Source organism: Lentibacillus salicampi, from assembly GCF_004565465.1.
Lineage (GTDB): Bacteria > Bacillota > Bacilli > Bacillales > Amphibacillaceae > Lentibacillus > Lentibacillus salicampi.
Genome location: NZ_SRHY01000043.1, coordinates 1 through 16,240, shown reverse-complemented (window position 1 = coordinate 16,240; position 16,240 = coordinate 1). Strand labels below are relative to the sequence as shown.

The window sequence follows — 16,240 nt, the reverse complement described above, 5'->3', positions numbered from 1 at the left end:
TGCGAGAATAGCCTTAACCCGTGCAAGAGCAGCCTGCTCTATGTACGAGCCAACCTTAGCCGTAACCAATAAAGAAAACTTTCGGCCGGGCCGAAAATTCTCCACTATAACAGAAGCTGCTTCCCCGCGCGGCTTCTCCCATCATGCCTCCCCAACTTGCTCTTTGAATTTCGTAAATACTTGCCCAATAACATCGGCAACAGCCTGCCATCCAAAGAAGCAGCCTATGTACCTCACCATTTGTCCCGCAATATCCGCACAAGATCATAATTCCAATACTTTTAATTTCGTTTTATATCCTTATCCGCGGAACAGCAAATCTTTCCTTGCCAAAGCATATAAGGCATTCCGGGAAGTGTTTATTGAAATGCCAACTGTGTCTGCAGCCTTAATCGCAGTTGTAAAAGGGTTGAAAACGTATAGATTCATACTTGTTTCTCCGATTCTGTCTGACATTGCTCCAGCCCTTGTGCAGCAAGTTGCTCAGCAGATTCCAGTTTGTCAGTGATGCGGCTGGCCATTCGGTTGCAGGCATTTTAAAAAAATAAGATTCGCTTTCCCCAATGGGGATTGTCCCCTCTGACATCAATTAGCATATCGTCATATCGCGGACGTTCTTTTTCCAGTTCTTCACAACAAAAAAAATCGGCTTTGTAATGGTTTTGGATTGAACTAAATCCAAAACAACAGAACAAATTAAAGCAGGAAGTGTTGTTCTGCAGGAACGTTATGAATGTAAATAAAATATCGTGAAGGCGAGTGCATAAGTTTGAGCAGGTATTCGTCTTCTTTTTCTCCCGCATATAACTGGCAGTTGGACCCCCACTTCAAGACGATGAGTTAAACATTATCGGATGAGCGGGGTCCAACTGCCAGTAAATGTCCGATTCTGTTCGGGCCCGCACGATGCGGGTCACAAAGGCGTTGTCACAGGACGTGACGAACTTAGCCTTTGTTCCTTTTCATCAGTGGGGATAAAGAAAATCCCCACTGATTGAAGTTTCACTTTATTTCTCCTTGTATTCTTTTGGAAAATCTGGAAAAGATAAAGACCATAATGGAATTATTCTGCAGGATAGTTAGGAGGCAGACCAGTATGGCAGATGAAAATAAAGAAAAAACCGATGAAAGCCGGCGCAGATTTATTAAGAATACAGGTATGGTCGCCGGCGGTGTTGTTGGCGGGTCATTATTTGGCGGTCTTTTAACAAGCCAATTTCAGGACGATTCTGATACACAGACCAAGAATAAGGAAACTACCCAAAGTTTACAGGAAGCGCGAACATTTTTCAGCCGTAAAGAAGACTTTGAAACATTGGCGGCCGCAACGGAGCGTATTCTGCCCAAAGATGATGAAGGTCCGGGTGCGATTGAGTTGGGGGTTCCATTTTTCATCGATAAGCAATTGAGCGGGTCTTGGGGAACAAATGCGAAAGCTTACATGAAAGATCCCTTTTATCAAAATAGACAAACGCAAGAATATCAGCATAAGGATACCCAGCAAAACAAATCCGGTCCCAATACAAGTACGCAAGCGCCGTCACGCACCCCGAGATATCAAACAAGACTGAACAGGGGTGACATTTACATTCAGGGGCTTAGACGAATGAATGAAGTCAGTCAGAAAAAATTCGATAACAAATTTACTGATCTTGAAGCTGACCAGCAGGATGAAGTGCTGCAGGCGTTTGACAATGGCGAAATTAATATGAAAGGAGTGGCGGGCATCACATTTTTCAACTTGCTGCGGCAAATGACGCTGGAAGGGGCTTTTTCTGATCCGGTATATGGCGGCAATCGAAATATGATGGGCTGGAAAATGAAAGAATATCCAGGGCCGCGCATGAGTTATACGAAGCAAGTGACAAGTGATGAATTTGTCAAAATGGAACCTAAAAGCTTGCGGGATTATCAATCATGATAGGAGGTACCAGACATGGCGAAAAAACTGGATAAAGTGGATGTCGTTGTCGTTGGAACAGGCTGGGCAGGTGGTGTCATATCTGCTGAACTGGCCAAAGCCGGCAAAAAGGTGGTGGCACTGGAAAGAGGGGACAAAAAAAATATAGAGGATTATACAGGTGTTAAAGATGAACTGCGCTTTATGAATCGCTATCAAATGATGCAGGATTTGTCACATGAAACCATTACGTCCCGCAACACCATGGATGAACAAGCATTACCGGTCAGAACCCGGGATGAAATGATGGCTGGAACCGATACCGGCGGGGGCGGCGTCCACTGGGCAGGAGCCGTTTACCGCTATACACCATATGATTTTGAAATTTACAGCAAGACGGTGGACCGTTACGGAAAGGACAAAATACCGGCCGGCATGACGATTCAGGACTGGGGAATTACGTATGATGAAATGGAGAAATACTATGATCGCTTTGAAAAGACGGCCGGTATTTCAGGAGAAGCGGATCCATTGGGACCGGAGCGCTCGAATGATTACCCCAATCCACCGCTGAAAGAATCACGGCCTGTCCGTCTGTTCAAGGATGCCGCGAAGGAATTAGGCTACCATCCCTATCAGGTCGCATCCGCCAATGTCTCACAGCAATACGAAAATCCTGATGGCGAAACGCTGAACGCTTGTATGTATTGCGCTTTTTGCCATTATTATGGCTGTGATTTCGGTGCTAAATCGGATCCGCTGATGACCGTCATCCCGACCGCTCAAAAACACGATAATTTCGAACTGCGGACGCAAGCCTATGTTCGCCGCGTGCTTTATGATGGCGGCAATAAAGCAAAAGGTGTGATGTATGTCGATACAGAAACCGGTCAGGAATTTGAACAGCCGGCAGATGTCGTAGTTTTGGCCGCATTCACTTTCACCAATAATCGTCTGTTAATGTTGTCGGAGATAGGCAAACCGTATAACCCGGAGTCCCGAACAGGGGTTATCGGCAAAAATTTCAATGGGCAGATGAATATTACCTTTCTGGGAGCCAGAGGCTTTTTCAAAGATAAGAAATTCAATCTCTACGGGGGCGCGGGCGCACTCGGCGGAACCATGAGCGATTTTGCCGCTGATAATTTTGACCATTCGGATGTCGATTTCATTAATGGTGGTGCCATCGAGCTCAGACAGTATGGAGAAGGGGCCATCACCAGCAACCGTGTTCCAAAAGACAGCCCTAACTGGGGATCTGAATTCAAGAAAAACGCCAACTTTTATGCATACCGGAACCTGACTACCTGGTATACATCGGCGATCATGTCATGGTGGCATAATTATATGGATTTGGATCCGACCTACAAGGATGATTTCGGTGATCCGTTGCTCCGTGTAACCAATAAATATACTGACCAGGATCGGAATATCGCCAAGTTCGGTATCGATAAGTGCACTGAAATTATGGAGAAAATGGGTGCAGACATTATTGATAAGGATGAAATCCCGGAAGAGTTTGACCATATATACCAGGGTGGCCATTATGCAGGCGGTGTCATTATGGGAGATGATCCGGAAACGTCCGCCGTCAACAATTATCTGCAAATGTGGGATGTGGACAACCTCTTTGTGGTCGGCGGATCGGCATTTCCGCACTTCCCGGGGCACCACCCGACGGTCACGATCGGGTCGCTCGCATACCGGGCAGCTGAAGGCATAGAAAAATATCTCAAAAACGGCGGTCAGCTTGTAAAGGGAAAACAGGAAGCATAGGAAATCAGAAAATATCAAATGTGCAGATGAGGTGACCTAATGGGAATAACGAATATTGGTATACCAGGGCTGATTTTAATCGTGACGCTGGCTCTGATTATATTCGGTCCAAAAAAATTACCTGAAATAGGCAAGGCAACAGGGCAGACATTGCGGGAATTCAAGAAATCAGCCAGTGACCTGATAACAGACAGCGATGAAACGAAGCGTGATTCTGAAGAAAAACATTAGTGAGCGATGGGGAAAACCGGAAATCTAAAGGAAGCATGGCATGCTTTGAAACAGCCATGCTTTTTAAAGCTTCATATGACAGCCTGAAAAGATCAGGGTTGATTCAAGAAAAAACCTTAATTGGACCCGGAAGGCCTGGCAGTATATCTGAATCTGCTTATTGCTCCCGGGAAAGCTTTTTGTGACAAGACATAGCAAGAGGTAAAGATGGAAAAAGCTCTCTTGAGAGGGCATACATGCAAGAGGGGGGGGAACTCATGCAACACGCGCGGTAGTAGCTTTTATTCATGCAAGCGCAGCATCAACTCGTGCAGGAAAGAGTCCAACTCGTGCGACAACCGCGGTAACTCGTGCAGGAAAGAGTCCAACTCGTGCGACAACCGCGGTAACTCGTGCAGGAAAGAGTCCAACTCGTGCGACAACCGCGGTAACTCGTGCAGGAAAGAGTCCAACTCGTGCGACAGCCGCGGTAACTCGTGCAGGAAAGAGTCCAACTCGTGCGACAGCCCCCTCAACTCGTGCGGGAGGTAGTCCAACTCGTGCGACAGTACCACTCAAACGTGCGACAGCCCCCTCGACTTGTGCAAGAGCAGCCTGTCCACATGTGCGAGCCAACTCTCAGCCAGAACCAATAACGAAAATTTTCTGCCTCCGCTGAAATACCCACTTTAACAGAAGCTGCTTCCACGCGCGGCTTCTCCCATCATGATTCCTCCGCTTATTCTTTGAATTTCGTAAATACTCATCCGATGACCTCAGTACATGTCCGCCATCCACAGGGGCAGCTAATCCATCTCACCGCTACTCCCGCAATATCCGCATGTGGTCATCATATCGATACATTAGTTTTTTCTCCTTTTCCGCGAACAGTAAATCTTTCTTTACAAACAATTTAAGGCATTGTTGCTAATATTCCAACTGTGTCGCTTCCATGATAAACTGGCAGCTGCCGGGCAATTTCTTTAATACACCCAGCGCTGGTTCTGATTGTTTTGTTCTTCCACCATGTCCGTAAAGGTTACTTGTGTTCCTTCAATCCTTACCGATTCGAATTTTGCTAAAATATGGCGTATGATGTTTGCCTATTTTGGTATATGATGATGGTAAAAAGACATGATGCATACACAAATATAACCCATTGCAGGCTGGCCATGTTTCAAACGATTGAAAAAATAATGTGGATGCAAGCTGTTCTCACGCAGGATTTCCTGCTAAAATTCAAGTAGACAATTAATAGATTTAAACGGAGCTGATTAAATGAAAGCTTATCAAATTAAAATCGAGCAGCCGGTTCGGACCCGCTGATTTGGCGGCGAGTTGTGATGCCGGCCGGAGCTACTTTTAACAGACTGCACGATGTGATACAGAACATAACGAATTTTCAGGGCGGGTATCCCGGGTCATATCACCTGTTCGAATTTGATTTGCCCGATGACCATATCAGGGTAACCAATGATGAAGAGGCCTATCAGGAGCACCAGCACTTTAAGAAGAACCGGAAAGAAATGGAGGCCAGGATACTGGATGTCCCGGAGAAATTTAAAGAAATGGCGGAGGCCCGTTTGCAAGATTTAGAGACTGTCATTCGCAAACCAACCGGACTAAAAATTGATACGTATTTGGAAACATATAGGCAGCTCAGCTATATCTATGATTATGGTGATGGTTGGCATTTTCTTATTACGCTGGAGAAGACTGTAGAAGATTACCATTACGGCTATCCTGTGCTCATTGAAGGTGCCGAAACAGCACCGCCGGAAGATGTGGGCGGGTTGCCTGGGTATGATATGTTTTTGAAAATCTATCATGACGTCAATCACCCTGAACATGAGGACATGACAGCATGGGCCAAAGAACAGCTGTTTCGGGAGTACGACCCGGATTTTATTAATGACAGGCTTAAATCGATTCACTATAAGAAAACCGAATGGGATCAGATTAATAAACAGTAACCATCCTGCCTGTATCAAAAGAAAGGATCGAACCATATGGCAAAAACCAAAAAGAACGACTGGGCGGAAGCTAAGAAACGCTGCCGCTTAAATCAGGCGGATATCCAAATGGCCAAAGAGCTTGGCATGAGACCGAAAAGCCTGATTAAAAATATCCCTTCCCCCAAGCAGCAATGGAAAGCGCCCGTGAAATACAGGATTCGGGATTTGTATGAAAAAAAGTTTGGCAGCGTCCTCGACAATAAGAACTTGAAAACAAACAAGCAATAAAGCTGTTTTAAACGACATTAGGGAAAAGGAGGTGTTTTTCACATGACACAGCAAACAAAGCGGTTGCCGGAAGCCGATATTCGGGCGATTTTACGGGCGGCAGATGAGATTATTGCAGAGGGCGGCCGGACGCTGCTTGCTAAAATTTTGAAGGGCTCGCGTGAGAAAAAGGTGCTTGAGCTGGAGCTTGATCATTGTCCGGTCCATGGGTATTTTAAGGGCATTAAACTTGATGACGTTTTAAGCAAAATTGACTGGATGATCGATTACGATTTTCTGGATATTCAATACAGCGGAAAATTGCCGATGATCATTTTCACGGAACGGGGATGGGAAATTGAGCGTGATCAGCGTGCTGACGAACTTTTGCAGGAATGGGACGACTTGCTGGCAGCTGGGAAGACAAGTCCGGACATGCATTATTTAAAAGACCGCAATCGCGGCATGATCTTATTATTTCTCGATAAAATTAAAGAAACCAGCAACCAAAAGTATATTCCATATTTAAACGAATGGGAAAAAATTGATTACAGAAAGGTAAGGGCTGCGATTCAGAAGACAATCAAGAAACTCGAGTCAGATGAACCTGCTGATCTGGAGGCTGCCCGTGAACGGGACGTGTCCATCCAGGAAGCGTTAAAAGGCTTCGAACCCCGGGATGTCTGGTTAAAATGCTGGGAGTGTGGTGAACGCTTTCTTTTTACAGTAGGCGAGCAGCAATTTTTTAAGCAAAAAGGCTTTGTCGATCCGAAACGATGTCCATCGTGCCGGGAAAAGCGATATGAAGATATTTGGCTGGATTGATTGAACAAATTTTGATAGGGGCAGGGGATTTGTATGAAATCAATTGATAAGATTTTAGAAGAATTTCTGCAGGAGCAACATAACCGGCTGAAAGACAAAACATACCGCGATTATGAAAGTGTCATTGATTTGTTTCGGGATTATCTCAATATGTATGCGCCGAATTCCTTGCATGAAGATGACCGAAAACGATGGGAAGCAGAATTTGATGAAGACGAGGATTGTTATACACGGATGTTCGGTCCGGATTACCTGGACGAAAGTGATTTTGAGGAGTTTTTGGACTATTTCATGATTCGTAAGGTCGCAAGCAGTGAGTCATTTATGAAAGTGGCTGTACGCGTCATGAAGAAATTGAACAAGTGGCTGTTTGAAAACAAGTACTTCGATCAGGATGACTATGTTGATGCACAGGAATACTTCGGTGAAGCGAATGACCTTCCCGATGTCGAAAAACTGGCAGACCTGATTTTCGATTATTCAAGAATGACAATGGATACACCGTTTGAAGATAAATTGGAAGGCTACTTCACCGTTGTGGATATCAAGCCGGGCCAGCTGTGGGTAAAGGATGCATTTGACGGCGGGAAGACGATTGGGCCGGTTCAAGTATCCAAACAAATATCAGATCTGTGCAACGAAGGCTGGGATATCAACTTTGCAATTGGCTTATACCAAGAGAAATGGTATATAGTAGAGAGCGGCAATGTGTATCGTTAGAGGATCTGTTCCATGTCACGTTAACGCGATGAGGTGCTGTTTCCTCTCAAGTAATCCTAAGGAAAGGCAGGTCAGGAAATGATCTCCATAAACGATATCGAAAATGCGCATAAAAGCATCGCCGACGTGATCCGTAAAACACCCATCCTGACATCCCGGACACTTTCATCAATAAGCGGCAATCACATTTCTCTGAAAGCCGAGCATTTGCAGCCAATCGGAGCCTTCAAAATCCGCGGTGCCACAAACATGGTGAAAGCCGTTGCTGAAGCGGGCACCAGGCATGTTGTAACGGCATCTTCGGGCAATCATGGCCAGGCAGTAGCCTATATTGCGGGAAAGCTCGGGCTGCAGGCGACGATTGTTGTGCCGGAAAATGCTGTCTCAAGTAAAGTGGCAGCGATCCGTGGTTACGGTGCGGATATTATTCCGTGTGGGACGACATCGACGGAGCGGCTGCAGAAGGCTGAGGAACTGACGTCAGGCGGGAAAGCGGAGTTCATCCCGCCCTATGATGATCCGCTCGTGATGGCCGGACAGGGTACTGTGGGGCTTGAAATTCTTGACCAAATACCCGATGTCGACGCCATTTATGTGCCTGTTGGAGGGGGCGGTCTCATTTCCGGCATTGCGACGGCTGTGAAAGAATCGAAGCCCGGTGTCAAGGTGATTGGCGTCGAACCCGAACAGGGCAACGATACATATCTTTCAAATAAACGCGGCGAAATAACCGCTATTGAACGCGCCGATACCATTGCCGATGGGCTCAGAGCATCACAGCCGGGCGATTTGACGTTTCCGGTCATTCAAAAATATGTGGATGATATCGTGCTTGTGAGTGATGATGAAATCAGAGACGCGCTCCGATTTGTATTGGAGCGGATGAAGCAGCTGATTGAGCCGTCCGCTGCCGTTACTGTTGCGGCAGCGATGACAAACAAGGCTAGCCTCCAAGGGAAAAACGTGTGCTGTGTGCTTTCGGGTGGCAATACAGCATTGGAGCAGATTGGAAAATTGAGGGGCGGGGTCTGACCTCGTGTCGCCACAAACTGAAATAGAGAGCCTGTCCCTCCAGATCTTGGACTGATAGCATACTGGGACAAAGGGTCTGACCCCCTGTCCCAGAAGGCAGAAGGAACCGGGGTCCATATCCCGGGAAGGGGGAGAAACAATGCGGTTAATGACGATTATAAATAGAGGAAAAGAACAGGCGGCTGTCGCCATGGAAAATGGCATTTTTCTCATTCAGGATTTGAATGATGCCTATCTCAAACAATGGCCGACTGACGTGATGACGTTGCTGGAGTCGGGTCAAATGGAAAAACTCGATTTGTGGCTGGATGAACTGGGGGAGCCGGGGAAGGCAAAACTTCGTATCCCGCCGCTTAAAGATGCTGAATTCGCCCCGCTCTACCGCCATCCGCGGAAAATTTGGGGGATCGGATTAAATTATGTGGAACATGCGTCCGACTTGAGTGAAACGGCCCCGAATACGGAGCCGGCCAGCTTTATGAAACCCGATACATCGATTATCGGACCAAATGATACCATTCAAATTCCGCTTCAATCCGAACGGACGACTGCCGAAGCGGAACTTGGGATCATTATCGGCAAGACGTGCAAGGATGTCTCCGAGCGGGAAGCGGAAAACGTCATTGCCGGCTATACGACCGTTATAGATATGACAGCTGAAGATATTTTGCAAAAGAATCCGCGCTATTTAACACGGGCAAAAAGCTTTGATACATTTTTCAGTTTCGGTCCTTATTTGGTGACGCCTGATGAGATTGATGATGTGCATCAATTACAGGTTTCAACGATGATCAATCATGAGCTGCACCGCAAAAATGTCGTCTCCAACATGACGTTCAGGCCATGGGATCTTGTGTCATTTCATTCCAACGTGATGACACTGCTGCCCGGGGATATTATTTCAACCGGCACACCCGGAGCCGCCGTTATTCGTGACGGGGACGTGGTGGCCTGTCATATTGACGGGTTTGAACCACTGGTGAACCCGGTGAAGGATTTGAAATAGGGGGCAAGGCGGTTTGGGACACGGGGTCTGACCCCGTGTCCCACTTATTCACCGACGTTGAAACTAATCTATGATGAGACCAGGAAGAAAAACACAAAAGTTTGAATGAAAAATAAAAGAAAGCCGCTTTATTTTTGCGGCTTTCTCATTTCCCGGGACCCAGTTATTCCTCAACCTGTTTCCTAAATTCCTGATAAACATTGCTGACTTCAGGCCCGATAACGATTTGCACGTGCTCATTATCAATTTTGACAATGCCGTGTGCGCCGGTTTGTTTGATTTTTTCCTCATCCACTACAGATGCATCTTTAACGACCAAGCGCAGGCGGGTCATGCAATTTTCATAGTCTACCAGATTTTCTTTACCACCGACATTCTGTAAAACTTTTTTGGCCATATATTCAAACTTACCGTGGCTCAGTTCAAGGTCTTTTTCATGTTCTTCCCGTTCTTCACTGAATTCTTTATCATCTTCTCTTCCGACAACTTTAATATTTCTCTTCACAATCAGGGTGTAGAATGTAAAGTAGTATAGTACCCCGAATGCGAGGCCGACTGGGATGATCATTAATCCGCTATCAGCGAGTCCGAGATTTAATGCGTAGTCGATCGCACTTCCGCCCCAGGAGAAGCCATGCCGGATATCCAGCAAATAAAGTGTGGCCCCGGCCAATCCTGCATAGACTGAATGGATAAAATACAGTAATGGTGATGTAAACAGGAACGTAAACTCGATTGGTTCGGTGAGACCTGCCACGACGGACGTTAAACTTCCTGAACTCATCAGAGCTTTTGTTTCCTCTTTCTTTTTCTTATGCGCAGCTCGTGTCATTGCCAGTGCAATGGCTGGAATACCAAAAATCATGACGATGAAAAAGCCGCCCAAAAAGTAACCTGCAGTCGGGTCTCCGTTAAGGAAACGGGTGATTTCACCTGTTACGACTTCTCCGCTTGCAGTTTCATAACTTCCAAGACCGAAATAAATATACGTGTTCAAGACGTGGTGCAATCCAAATGGCAGCAGGAAGCGGTTCAAAAAGCCGAAAATGAAAATCCCCCCTGCGCCTAATCCGACTAACCCTTGTGCGAGAGAGTCAATAGCTGATTGGGCATATGGCCATAATAAAACCGAAATGCCTGTGACAGGGATCATGGTGACGATGATCATGGTAATCGGAAATTTTTCGTCTCCAAAAAAGGAGAAAATGTTTGGTAATCGCGTATCTTTAAAACGGTTATAAATAAATGCAGCGATTAGTCCGGATAACACACCTCCGAATACACTCATGTCCAGATCCGGATTCATAATGGACAATCCTTCGTTCAGGATGGCGATTGCCAAAAATCCCGTTAAAGCAGGAATACCTCTATCTTTGGTTTTAGCCAGACCCATAGCGATACCAATGGCAATTAGAATGTCCATATTGTTGAAAACAGCGCCAGCAGCCTGGACTAATTGCCAGTCAAGCAGATCTTCTGCGCTAATCCGGAACAGAATTCCAGCAGCGGGCAGTGCCACAATCGGAATGAGCATTGATTTCCCCAAGTTTTGCATAAAACGCCTCATTGATTATTCACCTCTCCTTAAGTCGGTGTAGGTTATTAATTGAAAATGTTCCTTATCCCCCAGTTTTGCCGTCGTTTCCGGATGTGTAATGGCTGCCAGTTCCTCCAACCGCGGTGTAGCGTAAGAGGAATTTTCCATGATGAATTTATCCAGATATGCCGGGTGGCACATGATTTCGACCGTTTCAGCGTCGTTGTAATGATCCAGAATCGTCTGTGTATCCGCTAACATAATTTCCGGATTATATTCGAATTGATCAGTTGTAACCAGCTTGTCCCCGGTCAATTCCTGATCGAAATTATTCCTTACAGGCAGATCATATTCGTTTGCCAGCTTTATAAAAACAGGCAACATTTGCTCCCGATTATTGATGTGATGATGACTGTCCAAATGCGTTGGTGTCAGCCCGGAATCGAGGAAAGCCTCAATTTGGGCTTTCCACTCCCGGTATAATTCATCCTGGTCAATATGAAATTTCCCCTGATAATGGTGCAGCTTTTTAAAATTTCCATCTGCATCGACGAGGGTCTGGTGGCTGTCAAGCAACGGCCTGCCACACGTTAATGTAAGATGCACACCAATTCCCAGACTATTGTGTTGTCTGCCAAGTTTATAGGCGTGTTCTGCACCAGGCATGTTGGTTAAACATGTCGTGGAAGTGAGTACTCCCTCCGTGTGTGCGTCGATGATTCCATAGTTAACCGATCTGGAATAACCGAAGTCATCTGCATTAATGATAAGTTTTAGCATGATCTTCTCCTTCTTTACGAAAAATTTAGTTTAATTCAGGCCAGTAGTCTTTATTTGCTTCAATCAAATCATCAAGGATTGCTTTTGCCTGAGGTGCATGAACAATCGTCCTGTTTAAAGTGAGTGCCTGTAGCAGTTTGTTATAGCTCTTCTCGTAATACGCTTCGACAACTAATTTTTCATAGGCATATTGATTTTCGATTAACCCCTTGTAAAATGCCGGGATTTCCCCGACTGAAAATGCTTTTGGCCCGTCGTTGGTCAAAATTGCCGGTACCTCGACTAACGCATCGGCAGGCAGATTGGAAATAATTCCGTTGTTTTCCGTCATCACAACATACGTTTCTTTTAAGTTGAATACGAGTGAAGCGGCGGCCCTTATCATGTAAACGCCATGAATGTCAGCTTCAACGTTTATATCGTTTGTTGTCTGTTGGAAAATAATATGGTCGCAAAGTTCGTGTACACGCTTTTCCCTGCCATTTATCACTTGTCTTGCCCGTGTATTGTCAGGGGTTTCTTTTTTAGCGAGCTCTTCCGGGTACAGGTAATACTGCAGATACGTATTTGGTAAAAATTCCGGAAAGTCGATCAGCATTTGCCTGGCTTTCCTGAAAGTTTGTATCCATGATTCATCATTGGCGATTTCCTTGTCCGCCGGGAGAAAGTCGCCGTTAATAATGTTGTTCTTGATTTCATTGGTCAGGTCATTGCCTTGTTGATCAAGAATTTTGCTGAACCAGCCGAAATGATTCAGACCGAAATATTCCGGTATAAGTTCCCAAACATCTTTCTCCAGTAAATCAGCATAACTCTTCATGATTGCGATTGGCATATCACAAATATTCAGGATTCGCTTGTCGTCAGGGAATTCCTTTTGGAGTGCCAAACCCACGATGGCTGCAGGATTCGTGTAGTTTAGGATCCAGGCATCATTTGAATAGTTCCGGATATCGTTGACTAATTCAATCATGTCTGTAATTGAGCGCAGCCCGTATGCCATCCCGCCGGCTCCACACGTCTCCTGGCCAATTGCGCCATGTTTAAGCGGTATCTGTTCGTCAAGTTCCCGCATGTACAGTCCGCCGGTTCTGATCTGGACAAATGCTGCATCGATGTTGCTGAATGCAGTCGCTTTGTCTGTTGTATAGTTGAAATCTTTCAGTTCAGGATAATGCTCTTTCAGTAAAATTTCTGTTGCTTTCGCTATTTTTTCCTGCCGTTGTTCATCGATATCATATAAAGTAATCTTTTTTAGAGGGAAGTTTTTCTTCTCTTCAATCAGACTCATAATGATCCCGAGTGTATAGGTGCTGCCGCCGCCGACAATAACCAGATTTTTTTCTTTCATTTTGTGTAACCCCTTCCAACTCGTCGTTAATACAACTTTATATCAATTTAATATAAAAATCAATACAAATATAATACGAATTATTTAATTGGTATCAAAGCCCCTCGAAAAATGATACACTGTGTATAGAAAATGGAGAGGTTGAATGCGGAAATGTGGAATGGGTCACTGCCATTGTATAAACAAATTGCAAACAATATAAAAGATGATATAGCGAATGCAAGATTATCCGATGGGGACGCTATCCCTTCAGAAATAAAATTGGCCGAAACATATGGTGTCAGCAGGGTAACGATAAGGGAAGCTATCAAACAGCTTGTGGAAGAGGGGATTTTGTATCGGATTCAGGGAAGCGGAACCTATATCAGTCATGAAAAGATAGAACATGATATACTTAAGCTGCAGGGGTTTACAGAGGAAATGAGCAGTCTGGACAACAACCCTTCGAATGAAATACTTGAATTTCAGCTTATGACCCCACCTGAAGATGCACGGGATCAATTGAAAATAGGAGCAGAAAAGAAAGTGTATTATGTAAAGCGTCTGAGGCTAGCTGATTTTGAACCACTCATTTTGGAAGAATCCTACTTGCCTGTCGAACTTTTTCCGGATCTTTCGATTGATGTGATGGAGCGGTCAAAATATGAATATATCAGCAGCAAAGGTTATAACATTGATAGACGTTACGGCGAGCTTATACCGAAGATGCCAAGTAACGAAATGCTGCATCATTTTAATATTAATACAGGTGATCCGTTATTATTTATGCAGGCGTTCTCGACGTTCAGTGACGGAACTGTTTTTGAGTACTCGAAAATTTATTTCCATCCGCATAAGTACTCATTTAAAGTTGTTTCTTCGAGGTAGGGGGACAAAGGGTCTGACCCTCTGTCCCAACGTAATCCGATAAAATAAAAAAATGAAATGAAACGAGGAAAACATATGACACAAAAACTCATCTTCTTTGATATAGATGGAACCTTGCTTGACGATGAAAAACAGCTCCCGGAATCGACTGGAGAGGCAATCGCGGAACTGCAGGCGGCCGGTCATTTTGTGGCGATTGCGACAGGCCGCGCGCCGTTTGCATTTGAACCGTTACTGGACGAGTTGAATATTGGCACGTATGTCAGCATCAATGGGCAGTATGTCGTGTATAACCATGAAACGATTTATAAAAATCCGCTCAAGCCTGATGCTCTTGCGGCGCTGGAAAAATATGCAGCGGAACGTCAGCATCCACTCGTTCATTTGAATCACAAGGACTGGTATACCAACACCTGGAACCACTCGCATGTCAAGACGGCAATTGATTCGCTGAAACTTGATCGGGGAGTCACGTATGATCCGGAATTTTACCGGAATGGCGAAGTATATCAAACGCTCTTGTTCTGCACGGGAGAAGGCGAGGCGGAATATGATCAAACGTTTGATCAACTTGATTTTGTCCGCTGGCACCCGTATTCCGTTGACGTCATGCCGGCTGGCGGGTCAAAAGCAGCAGGCATCAGTGAGCTGACCCGGCAACTGCACATCCCGGCTGCGGATGTCTATGCATTTGGCGACGGATTGAACGATATACCGATGCTGAAATCCGTGCAAAACAGCATCGCGATGGGGAATGCTTCTAATATCGTGAAAAAAGCGGCTGGTAGTGTGACGCGTGACGTGCATGATGATGGAATTTGGCATGGGCTAAAAATGGCAGGGTTATTGTAGCGCCGGCAGCTACTGTATTTAAATTGCCAGACGTGAAGAGCTGTATCGACTGACGGAAGGGCATTAACGTGTCCTCTGTATTTCTTTGTGTGATGGAATAGAGATGGATATATGGCTCATAATTGGAAAATATTGAAAATACGCACGAAAATATATTGGAACTGCAAGGAGGCGTCGTATTGAAGTTAGTTGGCGTATCAGGAACTTTGGCTGGAAATAAGACATCTAAGGCAGTTTATGATGTGCTGGCAGCCGCCAAGATGATTGATTCATCAGTAAAAACCGAACTCATTGATTTAAGGGATTATGACCTATCATTCGCTGACGGTTCCCCGCTGGCATATTTTGACGATGACACCTGGCCAGTGGCAGACAAAATCATGTCAGCGGATTGTTTGGTGTTTGGCACACCGATCTATCAAGCTTCGATTTCCGGCGTATTGAAAAATCTACTCGACCATTTTCCGGAGTACTCTTTCAAAAATAAGGTGACTGGCATTGTCGCGACAGGTTTATCGGAGAAACATTTTCTTGTCACGGAATACCAGTTGAAACCCGTTCTTTCTTATTTTAAAGGACTGGTGCCAACAGGGAATGTATTTGTCCAGAACGACTGCTTCGATTTGGAAAGCGAAGAAATCATTGATCAACTGATTGCAAAACGCCTGTGGAACCTTGCCGATGAAATCCTGTTTCTGCAGCGGAGCATGAACGAGCGGACAGAGCAATAAAGGCGGAAGAAGAAAGCAATCTTGGCTGCCTTTAGCTTGTGCGAGCAGGCTGCCCATTCGAGCAAAGGGACATTGATTCATCAAGCATGTCGATTTTCGGCTGTGGCCGAAAATCTTCCTTTAAGGTAGAATGGAAGCTAGGAACTCGAGCGAGGAGGCTGGCAGCTCGAGCAGGAATGGCTTGAACTCGAGCGAGGGACCGCCTCAACTCGAGCAGGGAAGCGCTCAACTCGAGCGGGGACCGCGTTAACTCGAGCGAGGAAGCGCTCGACTCGAGCGAGGGCTGCGCCAACTCGAGCGGGGGCCGCGTTAACTCGAGCGAGGAAGCGCTCGACTCGAGCGAGGGCTGCGCCAACTCGAGCGGGGATCGCCTCAACTCGAGCGGGGACCGCGTTAACTCGAGCGAGGAAGCGCTCGACTCGAGCGACAAT

The 16,240-nt window shown here is 45.7% G+C and carries 16 protein-coding genes; 13 read left to right on the top strand and 3 right to left on the bottom strand.

Annotated features, from left to right (window positions below; all coding sequences use genetic code 11):
• Positions 1–40 precede the first annotated feature (40 nt).
• From E4U82_RS16470 to E4U82_RS16425, 10 genes are all read left to right on the top strand, one after another.
• Complete coding sequence (locus tag E4U82_RS16470) at positions 41–508, top strand: hypothetical protein (protein WP_135111270.1); 468 nt, start codon at positions 41–43, stop codon at positions 506–508.
• A 588-nt stretch (positions 509–1,096) separates the two neighbouring features.
• On the top strand, positions 1,097–1,921 hold the full coding sequence (locus E4U82_RS16465) for a gluconate 2-dehydrogenase subunit 3 family protein (RefSeq protein WP_135111269.1): 825 nt from the start codon (positions 1,097–1,099) through the stop codon (positions 1,919–1,921).
• A 15-nt stretch (positions 1,922–1,936) separates the two neighbouring features.
• Positions 1,937–3,676, top strand: coding sequence for a GMC family oxidoreductase (locus E4U82_RS16460; protein ID WP_135111268.1), 1,740 nt, complete (start codon positions 1,937–1,939; stop codon positions 3,674–3,676).
• 39 nt (positions 3,677–3,715) lie between these two features.
• Positions 3,716–3,907: a twin-arginine translocase TatA/TatE family subunit gene (locus E4U82_RS16455; protein ID WP_135111267.1), complete on the top strand. Its 192-nt coding sequence runs from the start codon at positions 3,716–3,718 to the stop codon at positions 3,905–3,907.
• A gap of 1,322 nt (positions 3,908–5,229) precedes the next feature.
• A complete protein-coding gene (locus E4U82_RS16450; protein WP_245183621.1) occupies positions 5,230–5,859 on the top strand; it encodes a plasmid pRiA4b ORF-3 family protein in 630 nt (209 codons plus the stop codon).
• A gap of 36 nt (positions 5,860–5,895) precedes the next feature.
• A complete protein-coding gene (locus E4U82_RS16445) occupies positions 5,896–6,129 on the top strand; it encodes a hypothetical protein (RefSeq protein WP_135111266.1) in 234 nt (77 codons plus the stop codon).
• 42 nt (positions 6,130–6,171) lie between these two features.
• Complete coding sequence (locus E4U82_RS16440; RefSeq protein ID WP_135111265.1) at positions 6,172–6,933, top strand: RQC-minor-1 family DNA-binding protein; 762 nt, start codon at positions 6,172–6,174, stop codon at positions 6,931–6,933.
• Between the two features lie 33 nt (positions 6,934–6,966).
• The gene (locus tag E4U82_RS16435) at positions 6,967–7,653 is read left to right on the top strand and encodes a hypothetical protein (protein WP_135111264.1); all 687 of its coding nucleotides are present in this window, start codon (positions 6,967–6,969) and stop codon (positions 7,651–7,653) included.
• Between the two features lie 78 nt (positions 7,654–7,731).
• The gene (locus E4U82_RS16430) at positions 7,732–8,685 is read left to right on the top strand and encodes a threonine ammonia-lyase (protein ID WP_135111263.1); all 954 of its coding nucleotides are present in this window, start codon (positions 7,732–7,734) and stop codon (positions 8,683–8,685) included.
• A gap of 139 nt (positions 8,686–8,824) precedes the next feature.
• A complete protein-coding gene (locus E4U82_RS16425) occupies positions 8,825–9,691 on the top strand; it encodes a fumarylacetoacetate hydrolase family protein (protein ID WP_135111262.1) in 867 nt (288 codons plus the stop codon).
• Between the two features lie 163 nt (positions 9,692–9,854).
• Here the strand turns inward: E4U82_RS16425 and E4U82_RS16420 are convergent, their stop codons facing one another.
• Genes E4U82_RS16420 through E4U82_RS16410 form a run of 3 tightly spaced genes read right to left on the bottom strand, consistent with a single transcriptional unit; the run spans position 9,855 to position 13,359 of the window.
• Positions 9,855–11,258: a PTS transporter subunit EIIC gene (locus E4U82_RS16420; RefSeq protein WP_135111261.1), complete on the bottom strand. Its 1,404-nt coding sequence runs from the start codon at positions 11,256–11,258 to the stop codon at positions 9,855–9,857.
• Positions 11,259–11,261: 3 nt separating this feature from the next.
• Positions 11,262–12,008 carry a chitin disaccharide deacetylase gene (gene chbG / locus E4U82_RS16415; protein WP_135111260.1) on the bottom strand — a complete coding sequence of 249 codons (747 nt, stop codon included), beginning with the start codon at positions 12,006–12,008 and terminating at the stop codon, positions 11,262–11,264.
• 25 nt (positions 12,009–12,033) lie between these two features.
• Entirely contained in the window at positions 12,034–13,359 is a 1,326-nt protein-coding gene (locus tag E4U82_RS16410; protein ID WP_135111259.1) for a 6-phospho-alpha-glucosidase, read from the bottom strand.
• A 153-nt stretch (positions 13,360–13,512) separates the two neighbouring features.
• On the opposite strand from E4U82_RS16410, the gene E4U82_RS16405 reads away from it, so the two are divergent.
• The 3 genes from E4U82_RS16405 (at position 13,513) to E4U82_RS16395 (ending at position 15,809) form a co-directional block, all read left to right on the top strand.
• Positions 13,513–14,226 (top strand): GntR family transcriptional regulator, encoded by a 714-nt coding sequence (locus E4U82_RS16405; RefSeq protein ID WP_135111258.1) that lies wholly within the window; start codon positions 13,513–13,515, stop codon positions 14,224–14,226.
• Positions 14,227–14,301: 75 nt separating this feature from the next.
• A complete protein-coding gene (locus E4U82_RS16400) occupies positions 14,302–15,078 on the top strand; it encodes a Cof-type HAD-IIB family hydrolase (protein WP_135111257.1) in 777 nt (258 codons plus the stop codon).
• Between the two features lie 179 nt (positions 15,079–15,257).
• Complete coding sequence (locus tag E4U82_RS16395; RefSeq protein ID WP_135111256.1) at positions 15,258–15,809, top strand: NADPH-dependent FMN reductase; 552 nt, start codon at positions 15,258–15,260, stop codon at positions 15,807–15,809.
• Positions 15,810–16,240 lie beyond the last annotated feature (431 nt).

Bases quoted from the DNA above. Each gene is read 5' to 3' on its own strand.
- E4U82_RS16470 (WP_135111270.1), top strand. From the start codon at position 41: ATGTACGAGCCAACCTTAGCCGTAACCAATAAAGAAAACTTTCGGCCG.
- E4U82_RS16465 (WP_135111269.1), top strand. From the start codon at position 1,097: ATGGCAGATGAAAATAAAGAAAAAACCGATGAAAGCCGGCGCAGATTT.
- E4U82_RS16460 (WP_135111268.1), top strand. From the start codon at position 1,937: ATGGCGAAAAAACTGGATAAAGTGGATGTCGTTGTCGTTGGAACAGGC.
- E4U82_RS16455 (WP_135111267.1), top strand. From the start codon at position 3,716: ATGGGAATAACGAATATTGGTATACCAGGGCTGATTTTAATCGTGACG.
- E4U82_RS16450 (WP_245183621.1), top strand. From the start codon at position 5,230: ATGCCGGCCGGAGCTACTTTTAACAGACTGCACGATGTGATACAGAAC.
- E4U82_RS16445 (WP_135111266.1), top strand. From the start codon at position 5,896: ATGGCAAAAACCAAAAAGAACGACTGGGCGGAAGCTAAGAAACGCTGC.
- E4U82_RS16440 (WP_135111265.1), top strand. From the start codon at position 6,172: ATGACACAGCAAACAAAGCGGTTGCCGGAAGCCGATATTCGGGCGATT.
- E4U82_RS16435 (WP_135111264.1), top strand. From the start codon at position 6,967: ATGAAATCAATTGATAAGATTTTAGAAGAATTTCTGCAGGAGCAACAT.
- E4U82_RS16430 (WP_135111263.1), top strand. From the start codon at position 7,732: ATGATCTCCATAAACGATATCGAAAATGCGCATAAAAGCATCGCCGAC.
- E4U82_RS16425 (WP_135111262.1), top strand. From the start codon at position 8,825: ATGCGGTTAATGACGATTATAAATAGAGGAAAAGAACAGGCGGCTGTC.
- E4U82_RS16420 (WP_135111261.1), bottom strand. From the start codon at position 11,258: ATGAGGCGTTTTATGCAAAACTTGGGGAAATCAATGCTCATTCCGATT.
- chbG (WP_135111260.1), bottom strand. From the start codon at position 12,008: ATGCTAAAACTTATCATTAATGCAGATGACTTCGGTTATTCCAGATCG.
- E4U82_RS16410 (WP_135111259.1), bottom strand. From the start codon at position 13,359: ATGAAAGAAAAAAATCTGGTTATTGTCGGCGGCGGCAGCACCTATACA.
- E4U82_RS16405 (WP_135111258.1), top strand. From the start codon at position 13,513: ATGTGGAATGGGTCACTGCCATTGTATAAACAAATTGCAAACAATATA.
- E4U82_RS16400 (WP_135111257.1), top strand. From the start codon at position 14,302: ATGACACAAAAACTCATCTTCTTTGATATAGATGGAACCTTGCTTGAC.